Here is a 26,194-nt window from a genome sequence, read left to right as displayed (position 1 = left end):
AGAAAATGACTCTAAATCCAATATCTAAAACTCTGAGCGACTCTCAACTAATATCAATTCATCATTTAGTTGATGAGGTAGGAAGACGTCAACTTCAAGATTTTGGTCAAATCAACTCTGACATCAAACCTGATGGAACACTGATTACAGAATGTGATAGGTGGAGCGATAAAACAATAGTTCAAGGGTTATCAAAAATTGCTCCCGGAGAAGGAGTCCTGAGTGAAGAAGGTAATAAGTCAATTCCTAGCTCAAGTGAATATTGGGTAGTTGACCCGCTAGATGGCACAACTAATTTTGCAGCAGGCATTCCTTATTGGGCAATTTCAATAGCTCGTTTCACCAATGGTGAACCCGAAACAGCCTTTCTTGACATACCAGCGCTGAAAAAAAGAATTTTTGCCATAAAGGGAAAAGGAGTTTGGCTAAATGACAAGCCACTTAAGCCTGAATCTCGCTTCAAAAAAAATAGTGATTGCATTTCTCTTTGTAGCCGGTCAATTAAAGTTTTACAAATGAAACCAGAGCAATCTTTTCCAGGAAAAATAAGACTACTTGGGGTCTCCAGTTTAAATATGACTAGTGTTGCCATAGGTCAGACTATTGCTGCTTTAGAAGCCACACCAAAAATCTGGGATGTTGCAGCTGCCTGGTTAATTCTTGAGGAACTTAATTGTCTTATCAATTGGTTGGACACTAACCCAAAAGATATTCTTTCTGGAACAGATCTTACTTCTGTGAATTTCCCATTACTAACAGCATCCTCCGAGGATAAATTGAACAATATGCTTCCTTGGGCAAGTGCCTTAATCCAAGATAGTTAATTCAACATCTGTTTTTTGTTTTCATTAAATAAAGAAATTATCTGAACGAAAAAATTTATGATTTTAAATCTACTGATTCAACTAAGAACAATCTTCTCCTTAGGATGTAGCGTAATATTAAATACTTTAAAACCAAAGTGGGCTTGAACTGGAGTAAAAAAGCAAGATGGTTTTTTAGCAGCCTCTGGAGAGCTTATGAAAGATGGTCTAAATGTGATTGCGTCGATTTAAGCGCAGCATTTGCTTACTACACTCTTCAGTCCTTTTTTCCAATATTACTAATATCACTATCAGTCGCATCATGGTTTTTAGGAAAACAGCAAGGCTTAGATCAACAAATCATTGCTCTTGCTGCTCAAGTTTTACCGCCATCAGTTGTTGGCCTAGTCGATTCAACTCTAATAAAATTAGTTAATCAAGGATTTGGAGCTGGAATACTTGGCGCAATGTTCTTGATGATCACTGCTGGCAATGCCTATCTAACATTACAAAGAGGAGCAGATAGATTATGGGAAGATGTTCTACCAGTTAAATCCAAACCTGATCCATTAAAGATCCAAGCATTTCGATTTATCAGAAACCGAATAGAAGCGTTTTTTGTTGTTCTATTAGTTGGATTTTTAATGGTCCTAGATCAAATCAGTGCAAATATTCGTATGATCCCTGGTGCCGTTTTGGAAGAGTTAGCAAATACAAGCCCTTGGATTGAAAATACGATGTCAAAAATACCCGTCCTTGAAGTAGGGCAATTCATGCTTCCATTAATAGGTTTTTCAACTATGGCATTACTTTTACAAGGTTTACTTCCAAGTAGAAGAGTGCCTTTAAAGCCTCTCGTACCTGGTGCGTTTATGATTGGAACTCTGCTAACTATTCTAAATTTGGCAGTTAGTAGAAGTATCCTCTCGTTGGGATCAAGGTTTCAAGCTTATGGTTTCATTGGTGGAGTCCTAGTATTGACTCTTTGGGTTTGGATGGTAGGTGTGATTATTTATTTTGGGCAATGTTGGAGCGTTGTAATTGCAAGCATGCGTCGCAATCGATACGTTTAAACATCAATGAAGCATTCAACATATTTTAAATTAGAATATATAAATAAATCTCTTAACTAATCATGAATAAGCCATCTTCATTGATATGGATGGTATTTATTTTACTTGTTATTTTCCCTACACCAGCTGGAAAATTTATTATTGATTTAGCGGGTGGAATATTCCTTATTTTTACAATAATACCATTAATCTTAGGAGGCATTGGATGGTTTACTTGGAAAAAAATTCAATCAAAAGTGACAACCTGTGAAGCTTGTGGCTCAACCTTTCTAAATAGTCAGACCATTTGTCCTGTATGTGGAAAAAGTATAAGAAATACTACAGATATTCTGGAAAATATTCCAGCAAGTGCAGCAACGGTTGACATTAAATCTGAAGATATAGATTTATAAATTTAATTTAATTCTAAAAATTCAGGATTAATTTCATTAATCTCTTGTTCAACAATTTGTAGAAGTTCCTCACAATGTTTAAGAAGTAGATGACCTTTAATATAATTAATCTGAATTTTGTTTAATGAAATATTTTCATCTTGTACATTTTTTAAAATAATTTCTAATTCAGATATAGATTCTTCATAACTTAATTTATTAATATTTTTTTTAAAATTTCAATATTTTTTTTGTTAGTAACTTTATTAGACATTGATAACTGATTTTTGGTGCCTTCATCTGCAAATGTCATAGAATTGAAAATTTTATTTTAACAAATTTAAATTTTATCATAATTAAGACTATCAACCTCTACGGTTATTTTTCCATCACAAAATTGAACTATTAGCTTATCTTTTTCCTTAACATGTTTGACACTATAGATCGAATCACCCGACTCATCAGTAATAAGTACAAAACCTCTTTTTAACAGTTTTTCTGGAGAAATTACATTCAAAATCTCATACATATAATTAACTTTTATTCTTTCATTTTTTATTAATTTTCGTGGTGAATCTGACTGAAAAGAAGACTTTTTTGTAATTAAAAATGTCTTTTTGTTTTTAAAAAACAATTTCAAATAGTCTTTGAGTATTTTTTTATTTTGCAAAGAATTACTTTTCTCAATTTCTCTTGAGGGTAATAGATCAACAATCGCGGCAGTTGGTGTAGCAGATCTATGGTCTGAAACAAGATCAGAAACTGTTAGATCATCTTCATGCCCAATACCTGTAATAACAGGTATTGGGAACATTGCGATTTCTCTAGCTATTCTTTCACTATCGAACAACATTAAATCTTCTCTGCTACCTCCTCCTCGAGCTATAATTATTGCGTCTAATTTTAATTTATTTTTTTTTAATTTACTTAAAACAGATTGCAATTCATTTTCATTATTACCTTGAACTGGAATAGGAATTATTTGCAGTTTTGTTAATGGCCATCTTTCCTTAGATGTTCTAAGCATGTCCGCCAAAGCAGAGCTAGGAACACTTGTAAGAATACCAATTGAACGAGGATATTTTGGTAATTTTCTTCGTAATGAATCATCTATCAAACCTTCTTTCAGTAGTTTTGATTTAACGATTTCAAACTTCTTTAGAACAGTAGAAATACTTGGTCGAATATCAAAAACTTGTACAGATAATCTTGCTTGAGACTCCCAGAAATTTAATTTACCAACAATAACAACGCCATCATCTTGCTTAGGTAAAAACTTTAAAGACTTTATTGTTGATGACCAAGCAACCGCATCTACAGTTGCTTTTCCATCAGTTAGAGTCAACCATAAATGACCTTTTTTGATTGTAGACTTTGAAACAGTGGCTTTAAGTATAAATCTTGGCGCAAATCCTCTTGAAATTAATAAACCAATAGATTCATTTAATTCTTGAACACTATATGTAGTTAGTGATTGTTTAGCGTTTTTAAGATTGGTCAAACTATTCAAAATGAAAAAACTAAAAATTAGTTTTTCAACCGATTCCCATCTGAGTTAAAATGCCTTGCCCTGTTAAAAGCTCTGTTGTTAAACCGATTAAAATACCCATCATTGCTAATCTGCCATTCCATATTTCAGCAAAGTTGACAAATCCATAACGAGGTTCAAAGTTATCTTTCATTTGGAAATCGAAATCAGCCTAATAGTACTAAAGAAATGCTCAATGTGAGAAAAAATATAAATTTACTCTTGAAATTAATTTATTTTTAAATTTCTAAAAACCTACCTAACATGTCTTGCTCCATCAACTGGATGATAGTCCTCTCCAGTAAGTTCTTCGTAAATAATTGCTGGCAATCCAGTTTCAAACATAGTTTGAAGTGCTTCTTTTAAATAAGGATTCCATCCACCAGTACTAACTTCACCATGTCGCACAGTCCAATCCCAGGTCCCTTGAAGATCTCTTGGCATTCTTCCTTCTCTGTCTCTTCTAGCTACCAAATCAAGAGACTCTACCAAACCAACTTGAATAGGATCTTTTCCATAAGCTGGAGTGAGACTTAATTCAAGCCTTACTGGATCTTCCTTTAATAATCTGAGACGAAACCTTGGTGGTAACTTCATGTTTTTCAAAACTGCAGCGACTATGCGGGTTCTTTGTTCCAAAATCAAAACCTCTTTGATAACTATTTAATGTCAAACTAAAAAATCTAATGAAAATTATTCAGAAGGCTTTTCAGATGATTGTGGATGATCAGTGTCCTTAGAAAAACGAACTGTGAGCAAATCTTCATCAGTAATGCAACCATCTTTGTTTAAAAGCTCAGGATGAACAGTAACCAAACCTGTTCGATCATCACTTTTTTTCTTTGCGAATGAATTTCTAGTTTTAAATGATGCTTGACCTGAAAAAAAACCATTCAGCATTATTCTGGCAGCCAAAATCAACAAAGCAAAAACTGAAAGGCCATAAACAAAAGGTAAGAAATTGCTCAACATTTGCAAAATGAGAAGTCTAAAAAACTGAATGCATTGATCAGATTAAGTTTTGAAGTCGCGCTACTTTCATCATTAATCCCAGTATAAATCAGATCTACATTCTAAAGGAAAGAAAGTTCAATGAATAGTTCGTTAGTAAAAATCTATGGTAATTAAATTGTTGGACCTTTCAATTTCCAAATTAGCTATGATGATTTCTGATAATACAAAACTAATCCCTTCCAAAAGATCATGCTTGGGTTAGATTCGAATAGACTTTTAATACAATCACTAAAATTTAGTCAAAAAAAATATTTTAAAATTGTTGTTTTAGTTATTCTTATTTTTTGTAATTTCCGATATGAAACTCCGCTTCATTCAAGCGAAGCTTTACTATCATCTCCGCAGAATCGCAATAAACAATCTTTTGTATCAAACGCATTAAATATCAGTGGAGATGCAGTGGTCACCATTGAGACACAGCGTAAGGTTTTTTCTTCAACTGAAGGTGTATTTCCTCCTGGAATCTTGAATGATCGATATTTTGAAAGATTATTTGGTCTAAGAGGCCTCCAAGTTCCACGATCCAGAATTGAGAAAGGCCAAGGGAGTGGCGTAATTTTTTCTGAAGAAGGTCTAGTCTTGACCAACGCTCATGTTATTGAAAAAACTGACCAGCTAATAGTGGGTTTATCAGATGGAAGAAGAGTTCTTGGAAATGTTGTTGGAGAGGATTCTTTAACAGATCTTGCAGTAATTAAACTGAAAGCAAAAGGTCCTTGGCCCACTGCTCAATTAGGTAACTCCGATAATTTAAAAGTTGGTGATTGGGCAATTGCAGTTGGAAATCCTTTTGGACTTGAAAATACGGTTACTCTTGGAATCATTAGCAATCTCAATAGAGATGTTGCCCAATTAGGTATATCCGACAAAAGAATAGATCTTATTCAAACCGATGCAGCAATTAATCCAGGTAATTCTGGAGGACCATTATTGAATTCTGCTGGAGAAGTAATTGGTATTAATACTCTTGTCCGCTCAGGACCAGGAGCAGGGTTAGGTTTTGCAATACCAATAAATAGAGCTAGAAAAATAGCCAAAGATTTAATTACCAGTGGCAGGGCCAAACATCCCATGATCGGAGTAACCCTTTCAAGTAATATCAAACAAAAAAGTAATTTTCTTTCCCAAACAGAAGATGGAGCCATTATTAAATATTTAATGCCAAATGGTCCTGCTGAAAAAGGTGGATTAAAAGTAAATGATCTAATAATTTCAATCAATAATGAAAAAATTTATACTCCTGCCGATGTGGTTCAAAAAATAAATCGGAATAATTTAAAATCGAATTTGAAAATCAAAATAATTAGAGAGAATATATATTTTATAAAAATCATAAAGCCAATCGATATCTATGATCTTCAACTATAAATTTAAAAAAGATCTTGAATAATGATTATTTTTTATTTAGTTTTTTCTTCTTTCGTTGTTTTTCTCGATTAGCCAACCTTTTCCTTTCACGTTCAGCTAATTGTAATTCTTTTTCTTTTGTTTGTGCTTCTTCAATTTTTTTCTCTTTGTAGTATTTATAATTACCTTGATACTTAATTAATTGACCATCTCTTATTTCAACAATTTTATTTGCAACTTTTGAAATAAAGTATCGGTCATGAGAAACTATTAATGCAGCTCCACTATAATTAGACAATGCCTTCTCTAACATTTGCTTTGAAGGTATATCTAAATGGTTTGTCGGTTCATCAAGGATAAGTAAATTTGATGGCTTAATTATCATTAAAGCTAAAGCAAGCCTTGCTTTTTCTCCTCCACTGATCTGACTCACCTCCTTAAAGACTGAATCATTAGTCAAACCAAAGCTACCCAGCAAAGATCGCATTTGTGTTTGAGTCCAATTTGGTACAGATTGAGAAATTGTCTCGATTACTGTTTTTTCTAATTCCAAGGCTTCAGCCTGATTTTGTTCAAAATAACTAGGAATAATATTATATTTTCCTATCACAATAGATCCTTCATCAGGTTCTTCTAAGCCCATAATTAGCCTAAGTAAAGTAGACTTACCAGAACCATTTGGACCTAAAAATGCTATTCTTTCACCAGGTTCAAGTTCCAAAAAGGCTCCTAAAAATAAAATATTATCTTCATAGCTATGCGTTAAGTCCTTAATACTCAAAATATCCTTACCTGCACGAGGTGCATCCATAAAGTTAAAAATAGGTCCTTTCAACTTATTCTCAGGAGCTTCTATTTTTTCAACTTTATCTAATAACTTTTCTCTACTTTTAGCTTGTGTACTTCTAGTAGCACTTGCTCGGAATCTTTCTATATATGCCTTTTGAACTTGTATATCCTTCTGCTGTTTTTCATATGCAACTCTTGTTGATTCCAATTCAAAATCTTTCTGTTGAAGATATGATGAATAATTACCAAGATAACTTTTTGATTGTCCTCGCTCTGTATTAACGATTTTAGTACAAACCTTATCTAAAAAAGATCTATCATGGCTAACAATTACCATGGCAACTTTCTGATTAACTAAATAATTCTCTAGCCATTCAATAGTTTCTAAATCTAAGTGATTAGTTGGTTCATCTAACAACAATAAATCAGGAGTTTGCAGGAGAATTTTTCCTAAAGCTATTCTCATCTGCCAGCCACCCGAGAAGTCTCCAACTAGTCGATCTCCTTGATTTTGGTTGAAGCCTATCGTAGGTAATAGTTTTTCAACTTTAGACTCTAAATCGTAACCATTTATTGATTCAAATTTGCTTTGAATAACGCTTAATTCTTTTATTAATGAATCCAGATAATCCAAATCACTAGCGGCTAAATCAGATTCCATATTTTCTTGAATTAATTTTTGACTTTGAAGCAAATTGGATGCTTCTTGAAATGCCTCAAATAACTCTTCTCTGACAGTTCTTGAGAGATCGACATCAAATTCCTGTTTTAAATATGCAATAGATGGATCTCCTTCCCTAATCAAAGATCCATCAGTTGCCTCTTCTAGTCCAGCAATAATCTTTAATTGTGTTGATTTCCCTGCCCCATTGACTCCAACCAAACCAATTCTCTCTCCGTTTCTTATTTCCCAACTAACATCTTTCAACACTTCCCCAGTAGGATAAATCTTACTTATCTTTTCAAGTCGCAACACTACAACAAAACCTCAAGTGAATTAGCTTCGATCATTTAGCTTTAAATGATGCCAACTGATTTAAATTACATTACTTAAGTGAACTATGTTAAGACTCGAACAAATTTCTGCTTTAGTGCTCGCCGCTGCTCTTGCAATTCCAAGTTATTGGTTTTTTTGGACGATGGCAGGCGGAGGTGGCTATGAAAGAAGAGGAATTAGAGACAATGGACAAGATACCTTAGAGATCCAATCTTCATTCAAAAATTAATCACAACCCACCCCTAGCCTTTACTAGCCATTGTTTAGTATCTAAATCATCAATTGTAGTCAAATATTCTTTTACCTCTTCTGAGGTAACTGGCAAATTCATTTCAATCCCGAATGCACATATAGATTGCATCGCACCTTTTGGATTTTGAAGAGCTTGACGAAAAAGTTCTTGTTTTTTCTTAGGGTCTGCATTTATAAGCTTATAAAGCTCTGCAGCATTACCACTCATGATAAAAATATTGATTAGTTAAAGAATATTCAATTATGCAGCTTTTGTCTCTAAGCAGGAAGATCCATTGCACATATCTAAATCACTTTCCTTTAAACCTACGGCAGACGCGTCCTTCATACTTCTAGCGTCCATACAAAGAACTTTACGAAGTTGAGCAAAGTTTGCAGCATGAGAAGATCTTCCTTCTTTACTAGCCCCATATTCTGCTCTTTGCAAGACATGGTGTAAATGAGTCAATAAATAAGAACTCACAACAGCAGAAATCAGAACGTCTCCATTCTTACCATTAGTACGACTCTTCTTTTTTTGTGGTTTTACAGTCCCTTTATTTACAACAACATTCCTAGAAAGAGGTTTTGATGTTGCGGGGAGAGATGGCTTAGACATGAAATACTCCTGTTAAATCAAAAAAATTAAGTAAAGGCGGAAAAGGCAAAATTGGCCAGATTAGTAAGTATCATACACAAGGATACTACCTTTGCGTACAAGTGTACACTATTTACTACTTGGTAGTTCTTTGTACGCATGGCTACTCGTCAAAACTCATCGAACGGGAAGCAAAAGTCGCCTCGCATTCAAGTTGTCCTACCAGAGGATTTATGTGAAAGATTGTCAGAACTAGCTGAAACAGAATCTAGAACTGTTAGCAATATGGCCAAAGTTTTAATTCAAGAGGGAGTTAAGAATCATGAATTGAGAGAAAGTTCAGGATCTAAAGAATTAGAAACAAAAAAAACTAAAACACAAAATTTTATAAACGCACTAGAAAAACAAAAGACACAAAGATTAAAAGGTATTCCAAAAAGATTAAAATTTAAAAGAGACTAACTATTTTATAAATTAAAATCAAGGATCAACTCTTACTCCATATAAAATAGATTTATTAGCTCCAGTAACGAACTTAGGATTAACTTTTTTCCCTAATAAGTTCCACCAAGATAAAGTAGCAAAAACTAGAGCTTCTCTAAATTGAGATGGAATACCAATTTCATTAATTTGACGAACATGGCAACCACGACATTTTTTCTGTATTTGCCTCATTAAAAATGAATTTCTGCTCCCACCTCCAGCAACCAAAAGCTCAATTAAACGAATATTTTTGAACCTAAAAAGATTATCTAAATCTTGAGAGACAATTGACGCAGTAAATGTAGTTAATGTTGATAGTAAATCTTCTTTTGATATATCACCCAATTCCTTTTTCCTTTCTTGTAAATATTGATAACCGAATTGCTCTCTACCTGTTGATCTTGGAGGCTCTAGATGAAAGAAAGGATCCCTTAACCACTTTTTAATAACTTCTAATTTAGGTATCCCAAGAGTTGCCATTGATCCATTCTGATCAAACATTAAAGATGAATTAGTACTTTCTTGAATAGCCAAATCAATTAAAGAGTTAGCTGGCCCGCAATCCCAGCCTAAACATTCAGAGGTTTTATCAATTCCAGTTTTAGGTGGAATAATTGTAAGATTAGCAATGCCTCCAAGATTGAGAACACCTCTCCATCCATATAGCCTTCCAAATAAAGCTTCATCTACTAACGCTACTAAAGGGGCACCCTGACCACCTGCAGCAATATCCTTTGATCTAAAATCATAAATGACACTTTGATCTAAAATATTTGCAAGTAAAGGTCCTAAAAGAATCTGAAGACTTCCTCCTTTTTTTGATCTTTCTACGCTTCTATGAAATAAAGTTTGGCCATGACATCCAACAACGTCTGCGGTTGATTCAGGATCACAATTCCTTGCAACAAGAGCATTTAGTTCCGTAATTTCCTCAGACAACTCAAGCCAATTTTTGCTGTTAATTTTTAATCCTTGTCCAACTTGTACTATTTTTTTTCTTGTTGAGGAAGGATATTGATATGAACATGTATTTAAAATTTTCCATTTTGGCTTTGAAGGATCACCTTTAAATTCAACCAAAACTGCATCTATTCCATCAGCACTAGTACCACTCATTAAACCCAAGACACGCATGGATTAAGTTTGTGGCAGCTTTTGAAGATCTTCCATTGAGCCCATAACTACAAGTACATGGTCTTTTTCTAAAATATATTTAGCTGGAGGATTAACCGTCAGTAGTTGAGCAGGACCAGCAGCTAAAACGTTAACAAAATAATTTTTTCTAAGATTCAAATCTCTTAGAGAACGGCCTACAAATACCTCAGGAACTTTAATCTCATCAATACCGGTTTTATCATCTAGTTCTAATCTTTCAATCAAATTAGGTCTAACTAATTCCAAACCCAATCTTTCTCCTTGCATTCTTGAAGGGAATACCACCCGATCAGCACCAACCCTTTTCAGCATTTTTTCATGCAGATCACTTGTTGCTCTAGCAATAACCTGCTTGACTAAACTTCCCTCTGTGTCTTTAGCAATAAGAGTTGTCGTAATACTTGCCTCAATTGGCTCACTAATGCCTACCACTACAGTCCCCATTTCAAGAACACCTGCCTCCTTCATAGACTCTTCATCCGTTGAGTCAATCACCCTAGCTTCAATTGTTGGCTCGAGTTGACGTAATTCCTCTATTGCCTTCTCTGAGAAATCAACAGCCAAAACATCAGCACCATTTCTCATTAGTTCTCTACATACCGCACTTCCAAAACGACCAATTCCAACTACGGCAAACCCAAGTTTCTGGTTCGCTTTTATGGGAGACCATTGCCACCAATCACTCATGATTTGTTCTCCTTAAACATAAAGATCCTCCCTCGGATAGCCAATTCGATTCCGATTTTGAAGCTTGCTTTTATTAAGAGCTTGCCATACAGCGCTCAAGAATAAAAGGATTCCCAGTCTGCCAACAAACATTCCAATAATCAGAATTAATTGACCTACATGTCCTAGCTTAGAGGTCACGCCAAGATCGAAACCTACAGTTGCAAAAGCAGAAATACAAGTGAAAAGCATTTCTAAAAATGAAAAATTCTCTCCACTATTTAAACCATTACTCAAACTCAATAATAGAGCCATAATTAATACAAATAAAAATGAACCAACAGTAATACCTAAAGCTTTCAGAATTACTTTGTCAGATATCTGCCGATTCCGAATAATAATTTCATTTTGACCACGTAAAGTTGCTCTAGTAGCTGCCATTAATGCCGCAATAGTTGTTGTCTTAATTCCGCCTCCAGTACCACCTGGACTTGCTCCAATAAACATAAGAAACATTACTAAAAGAAGACCAGAATCAGAGACACTCTCAATTGATATAGGTAAATTCGTAAAGCCTGCAGTTCGAGCACTAACAGAAGTAAATAGAGCGGTTAAAATACGATCATCAAAATTAATTAACGAAAAGAAACTACCCCTAGCTAACGATTCAGTAAAAAGCAATCCGAAGAATCCCAGAGAAACTAATATAAAAGATGATCTAATTACTAAACGTGTATGAAGACTTAAATTTCTTAATTTTAAAGATCTACGATTTATCCAAATATCATTAGTTACCCTCCATCCAAAACCACCTAATATAATTAAAGTAATTAAAACAAAATTCACCACCCAATTACTTCTATAATCTTGTAAACTGTTTGCCCATAAACTAAATCCGGCATTATTATAAGCAGATATGCTATGAAAAATTGATGCCCATATCCTATCACTTGAGCTAGTTATATTATTGAAACCAAAAAAATACAAAGTAATAGCACCAAGAAAAATAAGAATAGATGCTGTAATCGCTATCCCTGTAAAAGTTCTTCCCACACCGCCGACTCCAAATTCATCAAGAGTTTTTCCTCTATCAAGACGTGTTTTTAATTCTGTTCCACTAACAATAAAGCCCTGCAGAAAAGTAGTGATTGCCATTAAACCAAGGCCCCCAGTTAATAACATAATAGCTAAAATTATTTGCCCAAAAAATGTCAAATCTAGCCCTATATCAATAATAGATAATCCAGTAACTGTAACAGCAGAAGTTGCCGTAAATAATGCCTCCCATAAGCCTACATTTGCATGAGAACATAAAGGGGAAGCTAATAATAATGTTCCAATAGTAATCACAATTAAACCCGTTACCACTGTAAACTGTGGAACGGTAAGCCTTCTATAAGTTTCTTGCTTAATACTCACTTTTTTCGACAATACATTGAGACTAATTCTGACAAGATTAAATAATCAAAATCAAATAGAAACTTTGGATTTTTTTCTAAATTAATAATCATATCCATCATCTTTAAGAAATACCATACTTTAGCAAAATCAACCCAGGAACAAGAAACGTCATTAAGATGGTCAACCCAGCTCCGTATCTAGTGACATCTAAGAACTGATAACGCCCAGGTCCAAATACCATAAGGTTTGTCTGGTAACCCATAGGAGTAAGAAAAGATTGACTAGCCCCAAAAAGAACTGTTATCAATAAAGCCAAAGGAGGTAGACCCATACTTGGAGCCAGTTGAACAGCAATTGGTGCCAAAAGAGCTACTGAAGCGGCGTTACTGACAAATTGAGTGAATATTGTAGTCGAGAGAAAAATTACTAGTAAAGCGGAATAAGTAGATAGGTCTTTCAATATAAAAATTAAAATATTCGCAAAAGCATCTGCAAGGCCTGTGTTTTGCATTGCGACACTAAAACTAGAGAGAGATCCAAGCAAAAGAATTACATCAAGTCGAATTGATCTTTGAACCTCTGCGGGCCTTAAACATCCACCCCAAACCATTCCAATTACTGCCAATAAAACCGAAGCAACCAGAGGCAAATCAGTGAGTGAAGGAAGAATCAACATAGCAATGGCGATACCAATTGCTATGGGTTTTCTTGTGACAGTTGGTAGATCATTATCAAATTGATCTAAAACGAGTAGATCATTACTATCTTGCAATCCTCTAATTGAATCTCTAGGTGCTTGAAGAAGTAGTACATCCCCCTCTCTTAAAATTGCTTGTCCCAATCTTTCTTGAACAGTTTGCTGCCCTCGTCTTAAAGCTAAAACAGTTGCATTATGCCTTTGCCTAAATCGTAATTCTCGCAAACTCGCTCCAGCCAAGGTTGAGCCAGCTGGCAAAAGGACCTCTACAGTTTGTTGGCCTTCATCAGTATTGGATAGAAAAAAATTCTTTTCAGTATTTAAATTTTTAGTTAATTGAACTGTATGTTCTTGTTTTAAACGCAAAAGATCTGAGCGTGTAATTCTTATCAATAAGCGATCTCCAGATTGAATTATTCGATCAGCCAAAGGTGGTAAAAGCCTCTCATTCTCTCGCTGTATTTCTAAAACATCGACATCAAATCTTCTTTGTAACCGACTATTCCTCAAGGAGTTCCCAACCAATTCGGAACCAGAAGGAATTGTAACCTCCGTAAAATAACCAGTTTGATCCGAACTACCTCCATACTCTGAACTAATTCTTCCTCTATCCGGTAGTAGAGATTGAGGAGCTAACAACATATAAGCCGTCCCAAGCAACCATATAGGTATACCTATTGAAGTGAAAGTGAAAAGATCAAAAGGACCGTAGCCAAGTTGATCGCTAATATCGCTCACTAACAAATTTACTGAACTCCCCAAAAGAGTTAAAGTGCCACCTAAAACCGTAGCGAAAGATAGTGGCAGCAAAACACGAGAAGGAGATAATTTTCGCTTTATACACCAAGCCTCAATAACTGGTAAAAGCGAAGCAACCACTGGAGTATTAGGAACAACGCCTGACACAGGAGCAACAACCAAACCAAGTAAAGCTATTAACCTGCGCGGAGTTCGAATACTTTCAGAAGCTATTAACTCTCTTAAACGATCAAGAGCTCCACTTTTAAAAAGTGCAGCAGAAACAGCAAATAAGCCCATCAATGTAATCAAAGCAGGGCTTCCAAAACCAGCCAATGCTTTTTGAGGAGAAAGAACTCCTGTTGCCATTAATAATGCAACACTCAAAAGTCCAGTCAGTTCAGGAGCCAGAGCACTACTTATAAATAAACAAACTGCACTAATTAACACTGCCAAAGTTATGACAGCTTTTGGATTTTCAAAAACAGTTAATATCTCATTCATATTATTTAATTAATAACCTTTTCAACTGACTCTGTCCAAGTATTAATTTTAAGACTACTGCGTAAAGGAGCTAAGGAGATTGAGATAATAAATGATTAATTATTTTTTTACTAAATAACCATGAACCAGACGATTTAAACGATAGAAGAAACCCTGGCATTCTCATTAGATATGCAAAACGCCTAATTTCAAATGCAAGAGGTCCTGCCAAGGTGATTCCATATCCAGTAATAGATGCATTACCAATGCCAAGACTCAACATTTCTCCAAGATCTTCAAATTGGAATGGTTTAAGATCATTTCCCTTCCTTAAAGAAATAATATTTTGAGCCACTAAAGAACCTTGCTGCATTGCAACTTGCGCAGAAGAAGGGAAAGGGGCATTTTCACAAAATGTGATATCTCCAACGAAAAAAATATTTTTATATTCATCCATTTGCATAAACTTATTTACTTTAATCTTCAGATTGTCATTCAAAAAATGATGTAAAAATCTTGATTTTGAAGGTTTTAATCCTGCAGTCCATAATAGATTAGAATAATCAATTTTAATGAAATTGTTTGTTTCATTATCAGTACTATAAAGTTCTAAAAAATTTTTATCAACAGAATTTATATAATAGTCTAAATAAACTCTAATATTTCTCTTACGTATTGCTTCGATTGCTTTTTCTCTATTAAATGATTTACAAGTAGGTAGAATTTTATCTCCTTTATCAACTAAATATATTTCAACCCGATCTTTTATTAAATCAGAAATTTTACATGCAAGCTCAACTCCAGTTGGACCAGCTCCAGCAATCACTATAGGATTAGTATATTCAGAAGAATTATTTATGTTAGTTATTAACTTTTTAAGTATTCGAAAGTCATTTAAATTAGAAAAGCCAGAAGCATAGTCTTGTAAATTTTCTAGCAAGGAATAATTAGTTGTCACTCCTGTGCTAATTACAAGTTGAGAATAATTGATTTCAATCTCAGAGGAAGTAACTAACTTTTGTGCTATTTCATCAATCTCAACTACACGTTCTTGTAAAAAAATAAATCCTAATTCTGACGCTAAATCAGAATACTGAGGTGCCACCTCCCATAATTGAAGCTCACCGCTTAATAACTCATAAAGCAATGGCTTAAAAAGAAATCTATTGCCTTCATCAATCAAAATCACTGAAGTTCCATCTAACTTGGCTAACAAAGCTTGAACAGTAGCCAGTCCTCCGAAGCCACCACCTACAACAACTATTGGGTCAGTTTTCAAATTGTTCAAGTCCATATGGACTAGATTTAAGATTATTTTAGAGACCCTAAACAAACTTTGACCGATTCGGCATTCAATTCTCAAATATGCAGAAAGAATCCCAAGACAGTTACACCGATGATTTGAGAGAATCAACTAACTTCGCTCAACCTTTTCTGGTGGAATCAATTGATGCAACAAGTAAATATCTTGAAAAACTTGCTGCTCCAGATCAACTTCAATGGGCCCATGAGAAATTTGATGAGAAATTTGTTTTAACAACCAGTTTTGGAATCCAATCTGCGGTTTTACTTCATATGACAGTGGCTTTAAAATCTAGAAAAAAACCAAAGGTAATTTGGATAGATACTGGTTATCTACCTAAAGAAACTTATAACTATGCAGAAGAACTAACAAAACTATTCGAATTAGATTTAATCGTAGCCCAAAGCTCTATCTCACCGGCCAGGATGGAAGCAATATATGGAAAACTTTGGGAAACAGGCGAACTCAGAGATCTAAACAAATATCACCAAATACGAAAAATTGAACCTTTAGAAAATGTCTTATCAGAACTCGACACTCTTTGTTGGGCTAGCGGAGTTCGAAAAGGTCAAACCAAAAACAGAGAATCCATGTCACATATTGATTACATCAGAGAACGTTTAACTCTCCGACCACTATTAAACTGGACTAAGAAAGATATTTTCTATTACATGGAAAATAATGATTTACCTCAACACCCTTTATTTGAAAAAGGCTATTCTACTGTCGGAGATTGGCATTCAAGCGTAGCTGAAAATAATAATTCCAAAGGAAGATCAACAAGATTTGGAGGAGTCAGTGAAGAGTGTGGTATTCATGTTGATGAAAATAATTTTTTAGGAGAAGGGATATAGCTGGTGTTTTCAGAAAAAAATTATTTAATGATTGGGAATACAAGATGGCATTGGGCCAGCAAGAGAAAAAAAGATTGGAAATATTTTCATACCTCGCCAAATCCCATCGAATTTAAAGATAAGGATTATTCTCAATTAACTTGGGCCTCAGTTGGTTCCGTCCCTGAGAAAATTAAATTATGCCCTTCAAATAAAATAAATTTAGATGATGTTCCACTCATCAATCTTCCACCTTATTTAGGGATTGATAGAGCTCTAGCTTCATGGAGTGCTTATAAAAAGCAATCATCTTTCACAAGCAAAGAGCAAGGCTTAATTGTTATTGATGCAGGCACAATCATGAGCGTCACAAAAATAACAAAAAAAGGTGTATTCGCAGGAGGGCAATTAATTTCTGGATTAAGACTTCAACTATCTTCTATGGCAAATGGTTCATTAAATTTAGAAAATCCAGTCATCAAGACAATCCCAATAGAAACATTTCAACATGAGACTAAAGATGCAATGATCAAAGGTGCAATAAATGGATTATTAGGATTAATCATAAAATTGTTAGAGGAAACAAAATTACCAATATGGATGTGCGGAGGTGATGCTCCAATTATATTAAACGAACTTAAAAAGACAAATATTGATATAAATTATTGTCCGAATCTAGTTCTAGAAGGAATGATTGATATAGACCAAAAAATTAATTCAATTTAAGATCATTTAAAATTTGATTAGCCATATTTGCTGATTTTACTTTTAAATAGATTAATTCTATTTTCCCATCTTTATCTATAACAAAAGTATGTCTCATCATTCCATAATACTCTCTACCCATAAATTTCTTCAAGCCATAACTTTCGTATGATGCCGCAACAGGACAAGGCTCATTATCAGTTAAAAGTATAAATGGCAGTTTATGTTTATCAATGAATTTTATATGCGACTTCGAGGCATCCTTACTAATGCCTAAAACTTTAATATTGTTTGATTCAAAAAGGTCCCAACTATCTCTAAAGCTGCAAGCTTCTTTAGTGCAGCCAGGAGTATCATCTTTTGGATAAAAATAAATTACAACTCTCGACCCCTTGAATGATGTGAGACTGGTATCAACACCATCTTGATTAGGGAGAGTGAAATTTGGTGCAGAATCGCCTATACAGAGAGTCATGATTACTACTCAAATAAACAATAAAAGCGTACTAGGTCTTTGGCTTTTTTTAATGCCATCAAAACTTTTACCCATAAGCAGCGAAGAGAAAAAATGGGTTAACAATTTAACCCCAAGAAGAGCATTGAATTACCACTTTTCTAGAGGCTGCCTTAGACATGTCATGTCCAACATAACTGGCTTAGAACCTCTAGAGATCCCTCTTAAAGCCGAACCTGGGAAACCACCTTTATTGGCGGAGGGATTGGGTCATATCAGCATGAGCCACTGTTCTGATGCGTTATTAATAGGATGGTCTTCAACAAAAATTGGTGTAGATATAGAAAGAAAGGATAGACAGTTTCATGCTCATAAATTGTCCAAACGCTTTTTCACTCAAGATGAAAATAGCGAAATAGAATATTTAACGCCAAGTCAAGCTAAAGAAATAGTACTAAAAAGATGGGTAGTAAAAGAAGCCGCAATCAAATGGCAGAGTGGAAAAATAGCAACTAATATAAATCAATGGATTTGGGAAAATAAATCATTATTTGCATATCATCAAAGACTTGGACATAAAGTAAAAATTTACGAACGAATTTATGATCAGTGGAATTATGCGATTGCATTAGATGAAGACTCCTTAACAAAAGAACCAATAATTTGCCTTAATTAATTATTCTTTTGGCAATATATTTAGTATGTAGAAGTTTCTGTTTTATAGTCTGGCCTTCCAATCTTTTAAATAATTTCTGCCATCGATCTAATGTTTCTTCCTTACAATCTTTTAGAATGATTTCTCTATATTCACTTCCTTCATCAAGCCATCTTTTAATTGTAGAACTATCAACTTTTTGATATACAAACTCAGTCCATTCTTCAAAAGAAATATTCCAGCCTAATTTTTCTAATCTTAGAATAAATTTCTTTTTATGATCTTGCTTATTTAACCAATTATCTTCTTTGCAAATTAAATCACTCAACAATGAAAAATCAGTATTGTTCTTATTACTATCATCCTCTAAACTTTCCTTTAAAGAAAGTGCAGGACCAGAGCATGGGTTACTTATAATTAAACTTAATTCTGCATTCTCTGTACATTTCTCAGTAAGAATCGGCCACAATTCCATAAAATTTATTTCAGAAAAAACTTTCCATGGAATCCTTCCTCCAATCACCTCAAATTTGAGATTGTGTTCTAATTTTTTAATTGATTCAACTTTTGAATCAATTAAAACAGGTCGCTCCATTGGCGCTAAAACTTCTAATTCAGCTAATAATCTTGGCTGATTATCTTCTGAAACAGCCAAAACAACTCCCCCTTCAGATGTCTCTCTTAAAGGCCTTAAAGACCAAAGCAAAGAACTAGGTTCTAAAACTAAAACTCTATGATTTTTTCTCCAAGTAATACCCGACCATAATTTAGTCATCAAGTTTTTTAATCGTTCTCCCTCTTGCAAAACTTGGCGAGATAACCATTTCTCCAAATCACTATCAACTTTTCCAGATGTAATAGTTAAAGGATTTTGTTGCTCAACTTCAACTAATGAAGCTAACTGTTCAGATCGTCTCTCATTCAAAAGAGATCGTCTTTGCCCTTCCCATCCATGTTCAGTTGGCTCCCAAAAATTCTCGTTTAGCAAACTATCTGGTAAATATTGCTGAGGTACCCAATTTTTTGAAAATGAGTGAGGATAGCTGTAACCCAGGCCATCTCCAAATGCTTCTTGATCTCGATTTGCATCTTTAAGATGAGACGGAACATTTTGCTTTTGGGAATCTTTAACTTTCTGAACTGCCTTAAAAATAGCCTTCACACTATTGCTTTTCTCAGTGGCAGCTAAGTACAAGGTTGCCTGAGCTAGTGGATAAATACCCTCTGGCAGACCTATTCGATCAAAAGCCGCCGCGCATGACTCAACTATGACAATTGCATTGGGATCAGCGAGACCAATATCCTCTCCTGCAGCGATGAGCATACGTCTAAAAATGAAGCGTGGATTTTCTCCAGCCTCCAACATTCGAGCCAGCCAAAACAATGCCGCATCTGGATCCGAGCCTCGTAATGACTTAATAAAAGCGCTGATCGTATCAAAATGAGCATCACCTTGTTTGTCGTATAAAACCGCTCGTTCTTGAATTGAATCCTCAGCAATCTCGAGATCAATAAATATTGAACTATCTTGATTTGCAATAGTGCTGTCTACAGCAAGTTCAAGCGCATTAAGCAGAACCCGTGCATCACCATTAGACACATCAACCAAATGATCCGCAGCTTCACTAGTTAAATTGATTAATTTCAACCCATACCCCCTTTCCTTATCATTCAAAGCTCGTTGCAGCAATTGATGTAATGCTGTCGTATTTAGACTATTCAACCGAAATAATCTAGATCTGCTTACCAAAGCTTTATTGACTTCAAAATATGGATTTTCCGTTGTCGCCCCAATCAGGGTCAAAGTTCCATTTTCAACCCAAGGTAATAAAGCATCTTGTTGAGCAGTATTAAATCTATGAACCTCATCAATAAATAAAATCGTTCGTTTACCATATTTGTTTAACCTATCAATTGCGGACTCAATCTCAGATCTCAAATCCTTAATGCCAGCCAATGCTGCATTTACGATACTAAAGTGAGACAGAGTATTTAAGGCGATAATCCTAGCTAAAGTAGTCTTACCAACTCCAGGCGGTCCATAAAGCAATAAATTGCCTACTTTATCAGCAATAATTGAACGTCTCAATAAACGTCCTTGAGCAAGAATGTGATCTTGACCAACAAATTCATCAAGTGTTTGAGGCCTTAAGCGATCAGCTAAAGGAGCATTCTTCTTTATTAGCTGTTCACCATTAAAATCAAATAGATCTTTGGCCAAAACTAATAAACAAGCATTTTTGACACTTTAAAAGTAAAAAATAACTTATAACGTCGTTTTGATGGTTTCAAATTGAAAGATTTTTTATCTACGTAATAACTGTCGGAGTGGACATGCCTGTTCGTTTTGAAATCTCAGCTAGAGAATCGATACTTTTAATTAACGGATCCAAAGCTAACTGAGGATCTTGAGTGATATCACCATCACTAGGAACATAGCTTTCAAAGTAAACTCTCAACGTAGCTCCTTGAGTGCCAGTACCAGAAAGTCTCACTAACACTCGACTACCATCGTCTAATAAAATCCTCAAACCTTGATTAAGCGTAATTGAACCATCAACTGGATCTGTGTAGCTAAAATCGTCAGCATTTTGCACTGTTCTTCCAGCAAAAGATTGATCTATCAAAGTGGGAAGCATATTCCTCAGTCTGGAATAAAGAGAATTTGCAACGTCAGATGGAATAGATTCATAATCATGCCGAGAATAGTAATGGCGACCATAAAATAGCCAATGATTCTTCATTATCTCAGAAACTGATTTTTTCTTTGACGCAAGTATCTGCAACCAAAAGAGAACAGCCCATAATCCATCTTTCTCTCTTACATGATCACTTCCAGTTCCAAAGCTCTCCTCTCCACACAGAGTAATTTTATTAGCGTCCAAAAGATTGCCAAAGAATTTCCATCCAGTAGGAGTTTCGAAACAATTTATCCCTAAATGTTTTGCAACAACATCTACAGCTGAGCTCGTAGGCATGGAACGAGCGACCCCCGATAAACCTTTGGCATATCCTGGTACACAATCGTAATTAGCAGTTAAAATCGCAAGGCTATCACTAGGATTTACAAAGCAACTACGTCCCAAAATCATATTTCTATCGCCATCCCCATCACATGCTGCTCCGAAAGAAAATAAATTACCTTTTAAAAGCAAATCAGCAAGATCTTTTGCATAAGTCAAATTTGGATCAGGATGAAGACCTCCAAAATCTTCCAAAGGTATTCCATTCCTTACTGTTTCTGCATTAGCTCCTAAATGATCAACAAAAAGACGCTTTGCATATGGACCGGTTACGGCATTTAGTGCATCAAAAACAATCGGAAAATCTTTGTTGATATGGGAACTAATCAAATCAAAATCAAAAATTTCTTTCATTAAATTTATGTAATCGTCTATTCCATCAATGATCTCGACAACCATTGAAGCTAATTTATATTTACCACGTGAAAAAGAATTATTTGATTGACATTTTATGATCTTATATTCTTTAAGGTTCTTGGAGTAATTATAAATTTCATCAGTTAGAGATTCTGAGGCAGGTCCGCCATTTGAACCATTTAGCTTGACGCCAAAATCACCTTTAAGTCCACCTGGATTGTGACTAGCAGATAATATAATTCCACCTATTGCTTTATTTATTCGAATCAAATTTGAAGCCGCAGGGGTCGACAAAATCCCGTCTACGGTTGTTATGACTTTTTGAATTCCATGTGCAGCTGCCATCCTAACAATAATATCAATCGCTCTTTTGTTGCCATATCTACCATCACCTCCCACAACCAAAATACCTCCTTGCACCCCAGGCAGGGAACAAAAGATTGATTCAATAAAACTCTCCAGGTAATGAGCCTCTTCGAACTGCAAAGTACTTTTTCTTAATCCAGAAGTACCTGGTTTCTGATCAGTAAAAGGTGAGTTTAACTTAACTGTAAGTTGGCTAAATTCTGTAGAAAACACTTTAAAAATAAATTAGTGAATGATCTAAAAATGAATAGAAATGAAATGGCAACACTTTGAATTCAGTGAGGCATTTCAGAAGTACGAAGCATTGCGATAAACCAAAGAGTACTTAATATCAAGGCACTTAAAACACCCGGACCAAGTCCAAAACGCTCAATCGTAGTAGGAATTAATAAAGGGAAAGCAATAGCGCCAACTAATGGAGTAAAAGCGACAATTAAGCGAACCATTAATTAAGGGGGATTAGATTTAAAACCATTCTGATTCAGCTTTTGAATTTGGATTAGTATTATCAACTGGAGTAACTCTTTCGAATTTCATTGTTATGTTCCTTGAATCTATACCATCTTTATCAATCGCTTTAATTGAATAGTTCTGAGTACCATCTCTGAATGGGACTTGCAATCTAAAGGTTCCATCATTTGCCAATGGAACCTCTTCATCTTCGATAAACAATTTAGCTGAGGGATCAGTAGCTCCATAAACGATTAATTCAGCATCAGCAACCAACCAAAAAGAACGTGCTTGAGAAACCCCTCCAATACCAGATTCATTCAACCCACTAGCCCAAAGACCACTACCAGATTCATTGTTTGAATTTAGATCTCCTTGAACACCCTCTTGGAATTCTTCTGAACCAACTCTTCGAGTTCTGAATTTTGTGGTAGCTGATTGATACAAGCGCTCATGCAAACCACTATCTGGTTGTTCTGATGCAAAACTTTCTATCTTTGGACCAGTCAAGGCAACTGGGGATTCCAGGCTAAAAGGAACAAATTGATCAAGAATTTGTTCACTTGGATGAAGAGAAGGTACTTTGGCTGAAGATGAATGAGCAAGTGACATCCATTTATGACCTATTCGATAACCGAGTTCAACTTTATAATCTCTTCCACCTAGAGGAATAGGTAAGTACCACTCGGTACTGTGACTATCAACGACAACTTCTTGAAGAGTACCAGGATTAGCTTCTCCATCGTTTTTATTGGTGACATCAGCTAAACGCAGGCAAAGTCTAATAGCTCCTTCATTTTGAGCATTAGCACGGTCTTTATCTGAAATCTCCCAAAATACATATGCCCACTCGGGATCGCGAGGTAGAAAAACGACTTTAGTCTCAGTAGAACTTGAATATGAATCTTCGTTGGATTGTTCAGCCTTATTATTTATCAACTGTTTTTCTAATTCCTTTTTTTCTTCGTATAGAAAAACACTTTTAACTAGATCAGCCTTTGATTTTCTACTGTAAAGAGGAATACCTAATTCACTCGCTTTAATACGAAGCTGACGAAGTGTTAAACGTGACAGGGATTCTTGATCAAAAGTCACGCCCATAAACCTCCATTTTTTGTTTGGGATCAGTCCGATAAGTATGTGATGAAATGTGCTCTTCTCGTTGGTGTGGTCAGCATCTACTGACTCCAAGAAGAGATCAAAAAGTGGTATCTACAGACAAAAAGCGTTGCGGCAACTAAAAACTAGGAGTTCATTACCAATCCACGAATTTCAAAGTCAATCAGAAATAAATTCAGATTTTGAAAGTTTCGAAGACTTTTTTCTTTGGGATCACCGTCTTTAAATTAAATTTCTTCGCATCTATGGACTAGAACGATTTCAAACCTCATACGCATCGATTAAATTTCTCAATGTCAAATCCAATGGAGCAACTTTTAAATCATTTGAAAGTCTTTCCAGCTGGATAGCTGCTCCAGAAAATTGCTCAAACATAATCTGCACAAACTCATCATCTTTCATCATGATGGGATTTTTTAAGCACCATTCAAGCCATTCCTCTTTCACAGGTATCAAACCTCTTGGATTGTCCTTACTCATGGATTTAAAACATTGTAAGCAATGTGCAAGCATCCTTAAATGATGCTTTTCGCTAGCTGAAAGGTTAGTCAATCCGATCAAATTTATATCCTCTTTACTCAAGGGACTATTTTTAGCATTATCGTTAAAAGTAGATTCCATCATCTGGTAACAGGAGCATCTCTGATCTGTAAAGTTTAAAAGAATATTTATCTTTAAATAGGTTTTATCTTATTTTTTCCACGTATAAACAAGGGAAAGACATTCATTCATTAACAATTACAAATCCAAAAAAGTAATTAACAAATGAAATCATCTGTATTTATAAGGATTTACATAGCTATTTGTATACACTAAAAAAGCTTTGACGAATTGTAAAAAGATTAAGAGTTTGTTCCAGGACAATTAGAGCTGTGAACGATTGTAAGAATTTTAGCTTATAGTAATAAGAGATTAAAACTACTTTCGTAACACTGAGTTTTCCCCCTTGATTTGACTTAGAATGACATTTGAGATCCAACTATCAAAACACTCTGATCCAATGATGAACCCCAGATGTCATAATTGAAAATTATCTAGGATCTTAAAAACCAAACTTTTCATAAATAAAAACTACTACGACTTGATTTAATCAAAATAAAATGACCCAATCTAATACTGTCGAAGAAATTGTTTCCAAACCTTATAAATACGGTTTTATAACTGAAATTGAAACTGAAAAGATCCCAAAAGGATTGAATGAAGATGTTATTAGGTTGATTTCCGCGAAAAAAAATGAACCAGATTTTTTATTAAAATTTCGTTTAAGAGCTTATGAACAATGGTTGAAGATGAGAGAACCGGATTGGTCTAACTTAACTTATGCCAAAGTAGATTATCAGGATCTAGTTTATTATGCTGCCCCAAAACAAGACATAAAAAAGCAGAGTTTAGATGAGGTTGATCCTAAGTTACTTGAAACTTTTGAAAAACTTGGAATACCGCTTAGTGAACAAAAAAGATTATCTAATGTAGCTGTAGATGCTGTCTTTGACAGTGTTTCGATAGCAACTACATACAAGGAAAAACTAGCTGAACATGGAGTAATATTCTGCTCTATTAGTGAAGCGATTAGCAAATATCCAGATATAATTGAGAAATATATGGGTTCAGTTGTTCCTATAAATGATAACTTTTTTGCAGCCCTAAATTCTGCAGTATTTAGTGATGGTTCGTTTGTTTACATACCCAAAGGTGTCGAATGTCCAATGGAATTATCATCTTATTTCAGAATAAATTCTGGCGATACTGGCCAATTCGAACGAACTTTAATCATCGCAGAAGAATCTTCCTCCGTTAGTTATCTAGAGGGTTGTACAGCGCCTATGTTTGATACCAATACACTCCATGCTGCTGTCGTTGAGCTTGTCGCACTCGATAATGCATCTATTAAATATTCAACCGTACAAAATTGGTATGCAGGTAATGAGGAGGGAATTGGAGGAATATATAACTTCGTCACAAAAAGAGGAGAATGTAGAGGAAAGAAAAGCAAAATAAGCTGGTCTCAAGTCGAAACAGGGTCTGCCATTACATGGAAATACCCAAGTTGCGTATTACAAGGAGACAATTCCATTGGTGAGTTTTATTCAATTGCACTAACTAATAATTTTCAAAAAGCGGATACTGGGACAAAAATGATTCACATAGGAAAAAATACAAAATCAAAAATCGTAAGTAAAGGTATAAGTGCTGGACAATCTAAAAATAGCTATCGAGGTCTTGTCTCCATAAGCCCAAATGCTGAGGGCTCCCGAAATTACAGTCAATGTGACTCCATGTTGATCGGTGACAAAGCCAGTGCAAATACATACCCATATATTCAATCCAAACAACCTCATTCAAATATTGAACATGAAGCAAGTACTTGTAGGATTTCAGAAGATCAACTTTTTTACTTACAAAGTAGAGGAATTGATTTCGAGGAATCAGTTTCAATGTTAGTCAGTGGATTTTGTAGTGATGTTTTCAATGAATTACCTATGGAGTTTGCATCTGAGGCAGATAAACTTTTAGCTCTAAAATTAGAGGGTTCGGTTGGATAAAAATAAATTAAA

The 26,194-nt window shown here is 34.9% G+C and carries 29 protein-coding genes; 10 read left to right on the top strand and 19 right to left on the bottom strand.

The window, feature by feature from the left end; all coding sequences use genetic code 11:
• The first annotated feature begins 5 nt into the window (after positions 1–5).
• The 3 genes from O5640_RS08590 to O5640_RS08580 all read left to right on the top strand — a co-directional run bounded on the left by O5640_RS08590 (position 6) and on the right by O5640_RS08580 (position 2,268).
• The gene (locus O5640_RS08590) at positions 6–824 is read left to right on the top strand and encodes an inositol monophosphatase family protein (RefSeq protein WP_269612035.1); all 819 of its coding nucleotides are present in this window, start codon (positions 6–8) and stop codon (positions 822–824) included.
• A gap of 137 nt (positions 825–961) precedes the next feature.
• Complete coding sequence (locus O5640_RS08585; protein WP_269612034.1) at positions 962–1,876, top strand: YihY/virulence factor BrkB family protein; 915 nt, start codon at positions 962–964, stop codon at positions 1,874–1,876.
• Between the two features lie 62 nt (positions 1,877–1,938).
• On the top strand, positions 1,939–2,268 hold the full coding sequence (locus O5640_RS08580) for a hypothetical protein (RefSeq protein ID WP_269612033.1): 330 nt from the start codon (positions 1,939–1,941) through the stop codon (positions 2,266–2,268).
• 2 nt (positions 2,269–2,270) lie between these two features.
• Here O5640_RS08580 and O5640_RS08575 read toward each other — a convergent pair whose 3' ends face one another.
• The 5 genes from O5640_RS08575 to O5640_RS08555 form a co-directional block, all read right to left on the bottom strand.
• Entirely contained in the window at positions 2,271–2,399 is a 129-nt protein-coding gene (locus tag O5640_RS08575) for a hypothetical protein (RefSeq protein WP_269613834.1), read from the bottom strand.
• A 188-nt stretch (positions 2,400–2,587) separates the two neighbouring features.
• Positions 2,588–3,748 carry an exodeoxyribonuclease VII large subunit gene (gene xseA / locus O5640_RS08570; protein WP_269613833.1) on the bottom strand — a complete coding sequence of 387 codons (1,161 nt, stop codon included), beginning with the start codon at positions 3,746–3,748 and terminating at the stop codon, positions 2,588–2,590.
• A gap of 34 nt (positions 3,749–3,782) precedes the next feature.
• The gene (locus tag O5640_RS08565; RefSeq protein ID WP_011294091.1) at positions 3,783–3,929 is read right to left on the bottom strand and encodes a chlorophyll a/b-binding protein; all 147 of its coding nucleotides are present in this window, start codon (positions 3,927–3,929) and stop codon (positions 3,783–3,785) included.
• A 101-nt stretch (positions 3,930–4,030) separates the two neighbouring features.
• Positions 4,031–4,414, bottom strand: coding sequence for a hypothetical protein (locus O5640_RS08560; protein WP_011822953.1), 384 nt, complete (start codon positions 4,412–4,414; stop codon positions 4,031–4,033).
• 54 nt (positions 4,415–4,468) lie between these two features.
• Positions 4,469–4,747, bottom strand: a complete 279-nt coding sequence (locus tag O5640_RS08555; RefSeq protein WP_269612030.1) for a DUF2973 domain-containing protein — start codon at positions 4,745–4,747, stop codon at positions 4,469–4,471.
• A gap of 231 nt (positions 4,748–4,978) precedes the next feature.
• On the opposite strand from O5640_RS08555, the gene O5640_RS08550 reads away from it, so the two are divergent.
• On the top strand, positions 4,979–6,157 hold the full coding sequence (locus O5640_RS08550) for a trypsin-like peptidase domain-containing protein (protein ID WP_269612029.1): 1,179 nt from the start codon (positions 4,979–4,981) through the stop codon (positions 6,155–6,157).
• Positions 6,158–6,182: 25 nt separating this feature from the next.
• Here O5640_RS08550 and O5640_RS08545 read toward each other — a convergent pair whose 3' ends face one another.
• Positions 6,183–7,901, bottom strand: a complete 1,719-nt coding sequence (locus O5640_RS08545; RefSeq protein WP_269612028.1) for an ATP-binding cassette domain-containing protein — start codon at positions 7,899–7,901, stop codon at positions 6,183–6,185.
• Positions 7,902–7,986: 85 nt separating this feature from the next.
• On the opposite strand from O5640_RS08545, the gene O5640_RS08540 reads away from it, so the two are divergent.
• Complete coding sequence (locus O5640_RS08540) at positions 7,987–8,151, top strand: hypothetical protein (RefSeq protein ID WP_269612026.1); 165 nt, start codon at positions 7,987–7,989, stop codon at positions 8,149–8,151.
• Here O5640_RS08540 and O5640_RS08535 read toward each other — a convergent pair whose 3' ends face one another.
• Both O5640_RS08535 and O5640_RS08530 read right to left on the bottom strand, forming a co-directional pair.
• The gene (locus O5640_RS08535; protein ID WP_269612025.1) at positions 8,152–8,382 is read right to left on the bottom strand and encodes a hypothetical protein; all 231 of its coding nucleotides are present in this window, start codon (positions 8,380–8,382) and stop codon (positions 8,152–8,154) included.
• Positions 8,383–8,415: 33 nt separating this feature from the next.
• Complete coding sequence (locus tag O5640_RS08530; protein WP_269612024.1) at positions 8,416–8,772, bottom strand: hypothetical protein; 357 nt, start codon at positions 8,770–8,772, stop codon at positions 8,416–8,418.
• Positions 8,773–8,910: 138 nt separating this feature from the next.
• Between O5640_RS08530 and O5640_RS08525 the strand changes: the two genes are divergently transcribed.
• Positions 8,911–9,213 carry a ribbon-helix-helix domain-containing protein gene (locus tag O5640_RS08525; protein ID WP_269612022.1) on the top strand — a complete coding sequence of 101 codons (303 nt, stop codon included), beginning with the start codon at positions 8,911–8,913 and terminating at the stop codon, positions 9,211–9,213.
• A gap of 18 nt (positions 9,214–9,231) precedes the next feature.
• Here the strand turns inward: O5640_RS08525 and O5640_RS08520 are convergent, their stop codons facing one another.
• The 5 genes from O5640_RS08520 to O5640_RS08500 form a co-directional block, all read right to left on the bottom strand.
• Positions 9,232–10,368, bottom strand: a complete 1,137-nt coding sequence (locus O5640_RS08520; RefSeq protein WP_269612021.1) for an anhydro-N-acetylmuramic acid kinase — start codon at positions 10,366–10,368, stop codon at positions 9,232–9,234.
• Positions 10,369–10,371: 3 nt separating this feature from the next.
• Positions 10,372–11,076, bottom strand: a complete 705-nt coding sequence (locus O5640_RS08515) for a potassium channel family protein (RefSeq protein ID WP_269612020.1) — start codon at positions 11,074–11,076, stop codon at positions 10,372–10,374.
• 12 nt (positions 11,077–11,088) lie between these two features.
• Positions 11,089–12,474: a TrkH family potassium uptake protein gene (locus O5640_RS08510; protein ID WP_269613832.1), complete on the bottom strand. Its 1,386-nt coding sequence runs from the start codon at positions 12,472–12,474 to the stop codon at positions 11,089–11,091.
• 103 nt (positions 12,475–12,577) lie between these two features.
• The gene (locus tag O5640_RS08505) at positions 12,578–14,395 is read right to left on the bottom strand and encodes an SLC13 family permease (protein WP_269612019.1); all 1,818 of its coding nucleotides are present in this window, start codon (positions 14,393–14,395) and stop codon (positions 12,578–12,580) included.
• Positions 14,396–14,465: 70 nt separating this feature from the next.
• The gene (locus O5640_RS08500) at positions 14,466–15,668 is read right to left on the bottom strand and encodes an NAD(P)/FAD-dependent oxidoreductase (RefSeq protein ID WP_269612017.1); all 1,203 of its coding nucleotides are present in this window, start codon (positions 15,666–15,668) and stop codon (positions 14,466–14,468) included.
• A 71-nt stretch (positions 15,669–15,739) separates the two neighbouring features.
• Here O5640_RS08500 and O5640_RS08495 point away from each other — a divergent pair, with 71 nt between their 5' ends.
• Together O5640_RS08495 and O5640_RS08490 are read left to right on the top strand one after the other, a co-directional pair.
• A complete protein-coding gene (locus O5640_RS08495; RefSeq protein WP_269612016.1) occupies positions 15,740–16,531 on the top strand; it encodes a phosphoadenylyl-sulfate reductase in 792 nt (263 codons plus the stop codon).
• A gap of 3 nt (positions 16,532–16,534) precedes the next feature.
• Positions 16,535–17,236 carry a type III pantothenate kinase gene (locus O5640_RS08490; RefSeq protein ID WP_269612014.1) on the top strand — a complete coding sequence of 234 codons (702 nt, stop codon included), beginning with the start codon at positions 16,535–16,537 and terminating at the stop codon, positions 17,234–17,236.
• Here the strand turns inward: O5640_RS08490 and bcp are convergent.
• Complete coding sequence (gene bcp, locus O5640_RS08485; protein ID WP_269612013.1) at positions 17,223–17,690, bottom strand: thioredoxin-dependent thiol peroxidase; 468 nt, start codon at positions 17,688–17,690, stop codon at positions 17,223–17,225. The two genes, O5640_RS08490 and bcp, sit on opposite strands and share 14 nt — an antisense overlap.
• Here bcp and O5640_RS08480 point away from each other — a divergent pair.
• Positions 17,689–18,345, top strand: a complete 657-nt coding sequence (locus tag O5640_RS08480; RefSeq protein ID WP_269612012.1) for a 4'-phosphopantetheinyl transferase family protein — start codon at positions 17,689–17,691, stop codon at positions 18,343–18,345. The two genes, bcp and O5640_RS08480, sit on opposite strands and share 2 nt — an antisense overlap.
• Here the strand turns inward: O5640_RS08480 and O5640_RS08475 are convergent.
• The 5 genes from O5640_RS08475 to O5640_RS08455 form a co-directional block, all read right to left on the bottom strand.
• Entirely contained in the window at positions 18,338–20,545 is a 2,208-nt protein-coding gene (locus O5640_RS08475) for an AAA family ATPase (protein ID WP_269612011.1), read from the bottom strand. The two genes, O5640_RS08480 and O5640_RS08475, sit on opposite strands and share 8 nt — an antisense overlap.
• An 88-nt stretch (positions 20,546–20,633) precedes the next feature.
• Positions 20,634–22,283, bottom strand: coding sequence for an alpha-D-glucose phosphate-specific phosphoglucomutase (locus O5640_RS08470; RefSeq protein WP_269612010.1), 1,650 nt, complete (start codon positions 22,281–22,283; stop codon positions 20,634–20,636).
• Between the two features lie 62 nt (positions 22,284–22,345).
• Positions 22,346–22,516, bottom strand: coding sequence for a hypothetical protein (locus O5640_RS08465; RefSeq protein ID WP_269612008.1), 171 nt, complete (start codon positions 22,514–22,516; stop codon positions 22,346–22,348).
• A 19-nt stretch (positions 22,517–22,535) separates the two neighbouring features.
• On the bottom strand, positions 22,536–23,621 hold the full coding sequence (locus O5640_RS08460) for a DUF4912 domain-containing protein (protein ID WP_269612007.1): 1,086 nt from the start codon (positions 23,619–23,621) through the stop codon (positions 22,536–22,538).
• Positions 23,622–23,900: 279 nt separating this feature from the next.
• The gene (locus O5640_RS08455) at positions 23,901–24,263 is read right to left on the bottom strand and encodes a hypothetical protein (RefSeq protein WP_269612006.1); all 363 of its coding nucleotides are present in this window, start codon (positions 24,261–24,263) and stop codon (positions 23,901–23,903) included.
• Between the two features lie 476 nt (positions 24,264–24,739).
• Between O5640_RS08455 and sufB the strand changes: the two genes are divergently transcribed.
• Complete coding sequence (gene sufB / locus O5640_RS08450) at positions 24,740–26,182, top strand: Fe-S cluster assembly protein SufB (RefSeq protein WP_269612005.1); 1,443 nt, start codon at positions 24,740–24,742, stop codon at positions 26,180–26,182.
• The last annotated feature ends 12 nt before the right edge of the window (positions 26,183–26,194 follow it).

Origin of the sequence: Prochlorococcus marinus str. MIT 0912 (assembly GCF_027359595.1) — a bacterium.
GTDB lineage: Bacteria > Cyanobacteriota > Cyanobacteriia > PCC-6307 > Cyanobiaceae > Prochlorococcus_B > Prochlorococcus_B marinus_C.
The sequence above is the reverse complement of the archived record's forward strand: the minus strand, read 5'-3'. Positions and strand labels throughout refer to the sequence as shown.

Excerpts from the sequence above, each read along its gene's own strand:
- O5640_RS08590 (WP_269612035.1), top strand. The coding sequence starts at position 6 with ATGACTCTAAATCCAATATCTAAAACTCTGAGCGACTCTCAACTAATA.
- O5640_RS08580 (WP_269612033.1), top strand. The coding sequence starts at position 1,939 with ATGAATAAGCCATCTTCATTGATATGGATGGTATTTATTTTACTTGTT.
- O5640_RS08565 (WP_011294091.1), bottom strand. The coding sequence starts at position 3,929 with ATGAAAGATAACTTTGAACCTCGTTATGGATTTGTCAACTTTGCTGAA.
- O5640_RS08555 (WP_269612030.1), bottom strand. The coding sequence starts at position 4,747 with ATGTTGAGCAATTTCTTACCTTTTGTTTATGGCCTTTCAGTTTTTGCT.
- O5640_RS08550 (WP_269612029.1), top strand. The coding sequence starts at position 4,979 with ATGCTTGGGTTAGATTCGAATAGACTTTTAATACAATCACTAAAATTT.
- O5640_RS08540 (WP_269612026.1), top strand. The coding sequence starts at position 7,987 with ATGTTAAGACTCGAACAAATTTCTGCTTTAGTGCTCGCCGCTGCTCTT.
- O5640_RS08535 (WP_269612025.1), bottom strand. The coding sequence starts at position 8,382 with ATGAGTGGTAATGCTGCAGAGCTTTATAAGCTTATAAATGCAGACCCT.
- O5640_RS08530 (WP_269612024.1), bottom strand. The coding sequence starts at position 8,772 with ATGTCTAAGCCATCTCTCCCCGCAACATCAAAACCTCTTTCTAGGAAT.
- O5640_RS08525 (WP_269612022.1), top strand. The coding sequence starts at position 8,911 with ATGGCTACTCGTCAAAACTCATCGAACGGGAAGCAAAAGTCGCCTCGC.
- O5640_RS08520 (WP_269612021.1), bottom strand. The coding sequence starts at position 10,368 with ATGCGTGTCTTGGGTTTAATGAGTGGTACTAGTGCTGATGGAATAGAT.
- O5640_RS08515 (WP_269612020.1), bottom strand. The coding sequence starts at position 11,076 with ATGAGTGATTGGTGGCAATGGTCTCCCATAAAAGCGAACCAGAAACTT.
- O5640_RS08505 (WP_269612019.1), bottom strand. The coding sequence starts at position 14,395 with ATGAATGAGATATTAACTGTTTTTGAAAATCCAAAAGCTGTCATAACT.
- O5640_RS08500 (WP_269612017.1), bottom strand. The coding sequence starts at position 15,668 with ATGGACTTGAACAATTTGAAAACTGACCCAATAGTTGTTGTAGGTGGT.
- O5640_RS08495 (WP_269612016.1), top strand. The coding sequence starts at position 15,740 with ATGCAGAAAGAATCCCAAGACAGTTACACCGATGATTTGAGAGAATCA.
- O5640_RS08480 (WP_269612012.1), top strand. The coding sequence starts at position 17,689 with ATGATTACTACTCAAATAAACAATAAAAGCGTACTAGGTCTTTGGCTT.
- bcp (WP_269612013.1), bottom strand. The coding sequence starts at position 17,690 with ATGACTCTCTGTATAGGCGATTCTGCACCAAATTTCACTCTCCCTAAT.
- O5640_RS08465 (WP_269612008.1), bottom strand. The coding sequence starts at position 22,516 with ATGGTTCGCTTAATTGTCGCTTTTACTCCATTAGTTGGCGCTATTGCT.
- O5640_RS08460 (WP_269612007.1), bottom strand. The coding sequence starts at position 23,621 with ATGGGCGTGACTTTTGATCAAGAATCCCTGTCACGTTTAACACTTCGT.
- O5640_RS08455 (WP_269612006.1), bottom strand. The coding sequence starts at position 24,263 with ATGATGGAATCTACTTTTAACGATAATGCTAAAAATAGTCCCTTGAGT.
- sufB (WP_269612005.1), top strand. The coding sequence starts at position 24,740 with ATGACCCAATCTAATACTGTCGAAGAAATTGTTTCCAAACCTTATAAA.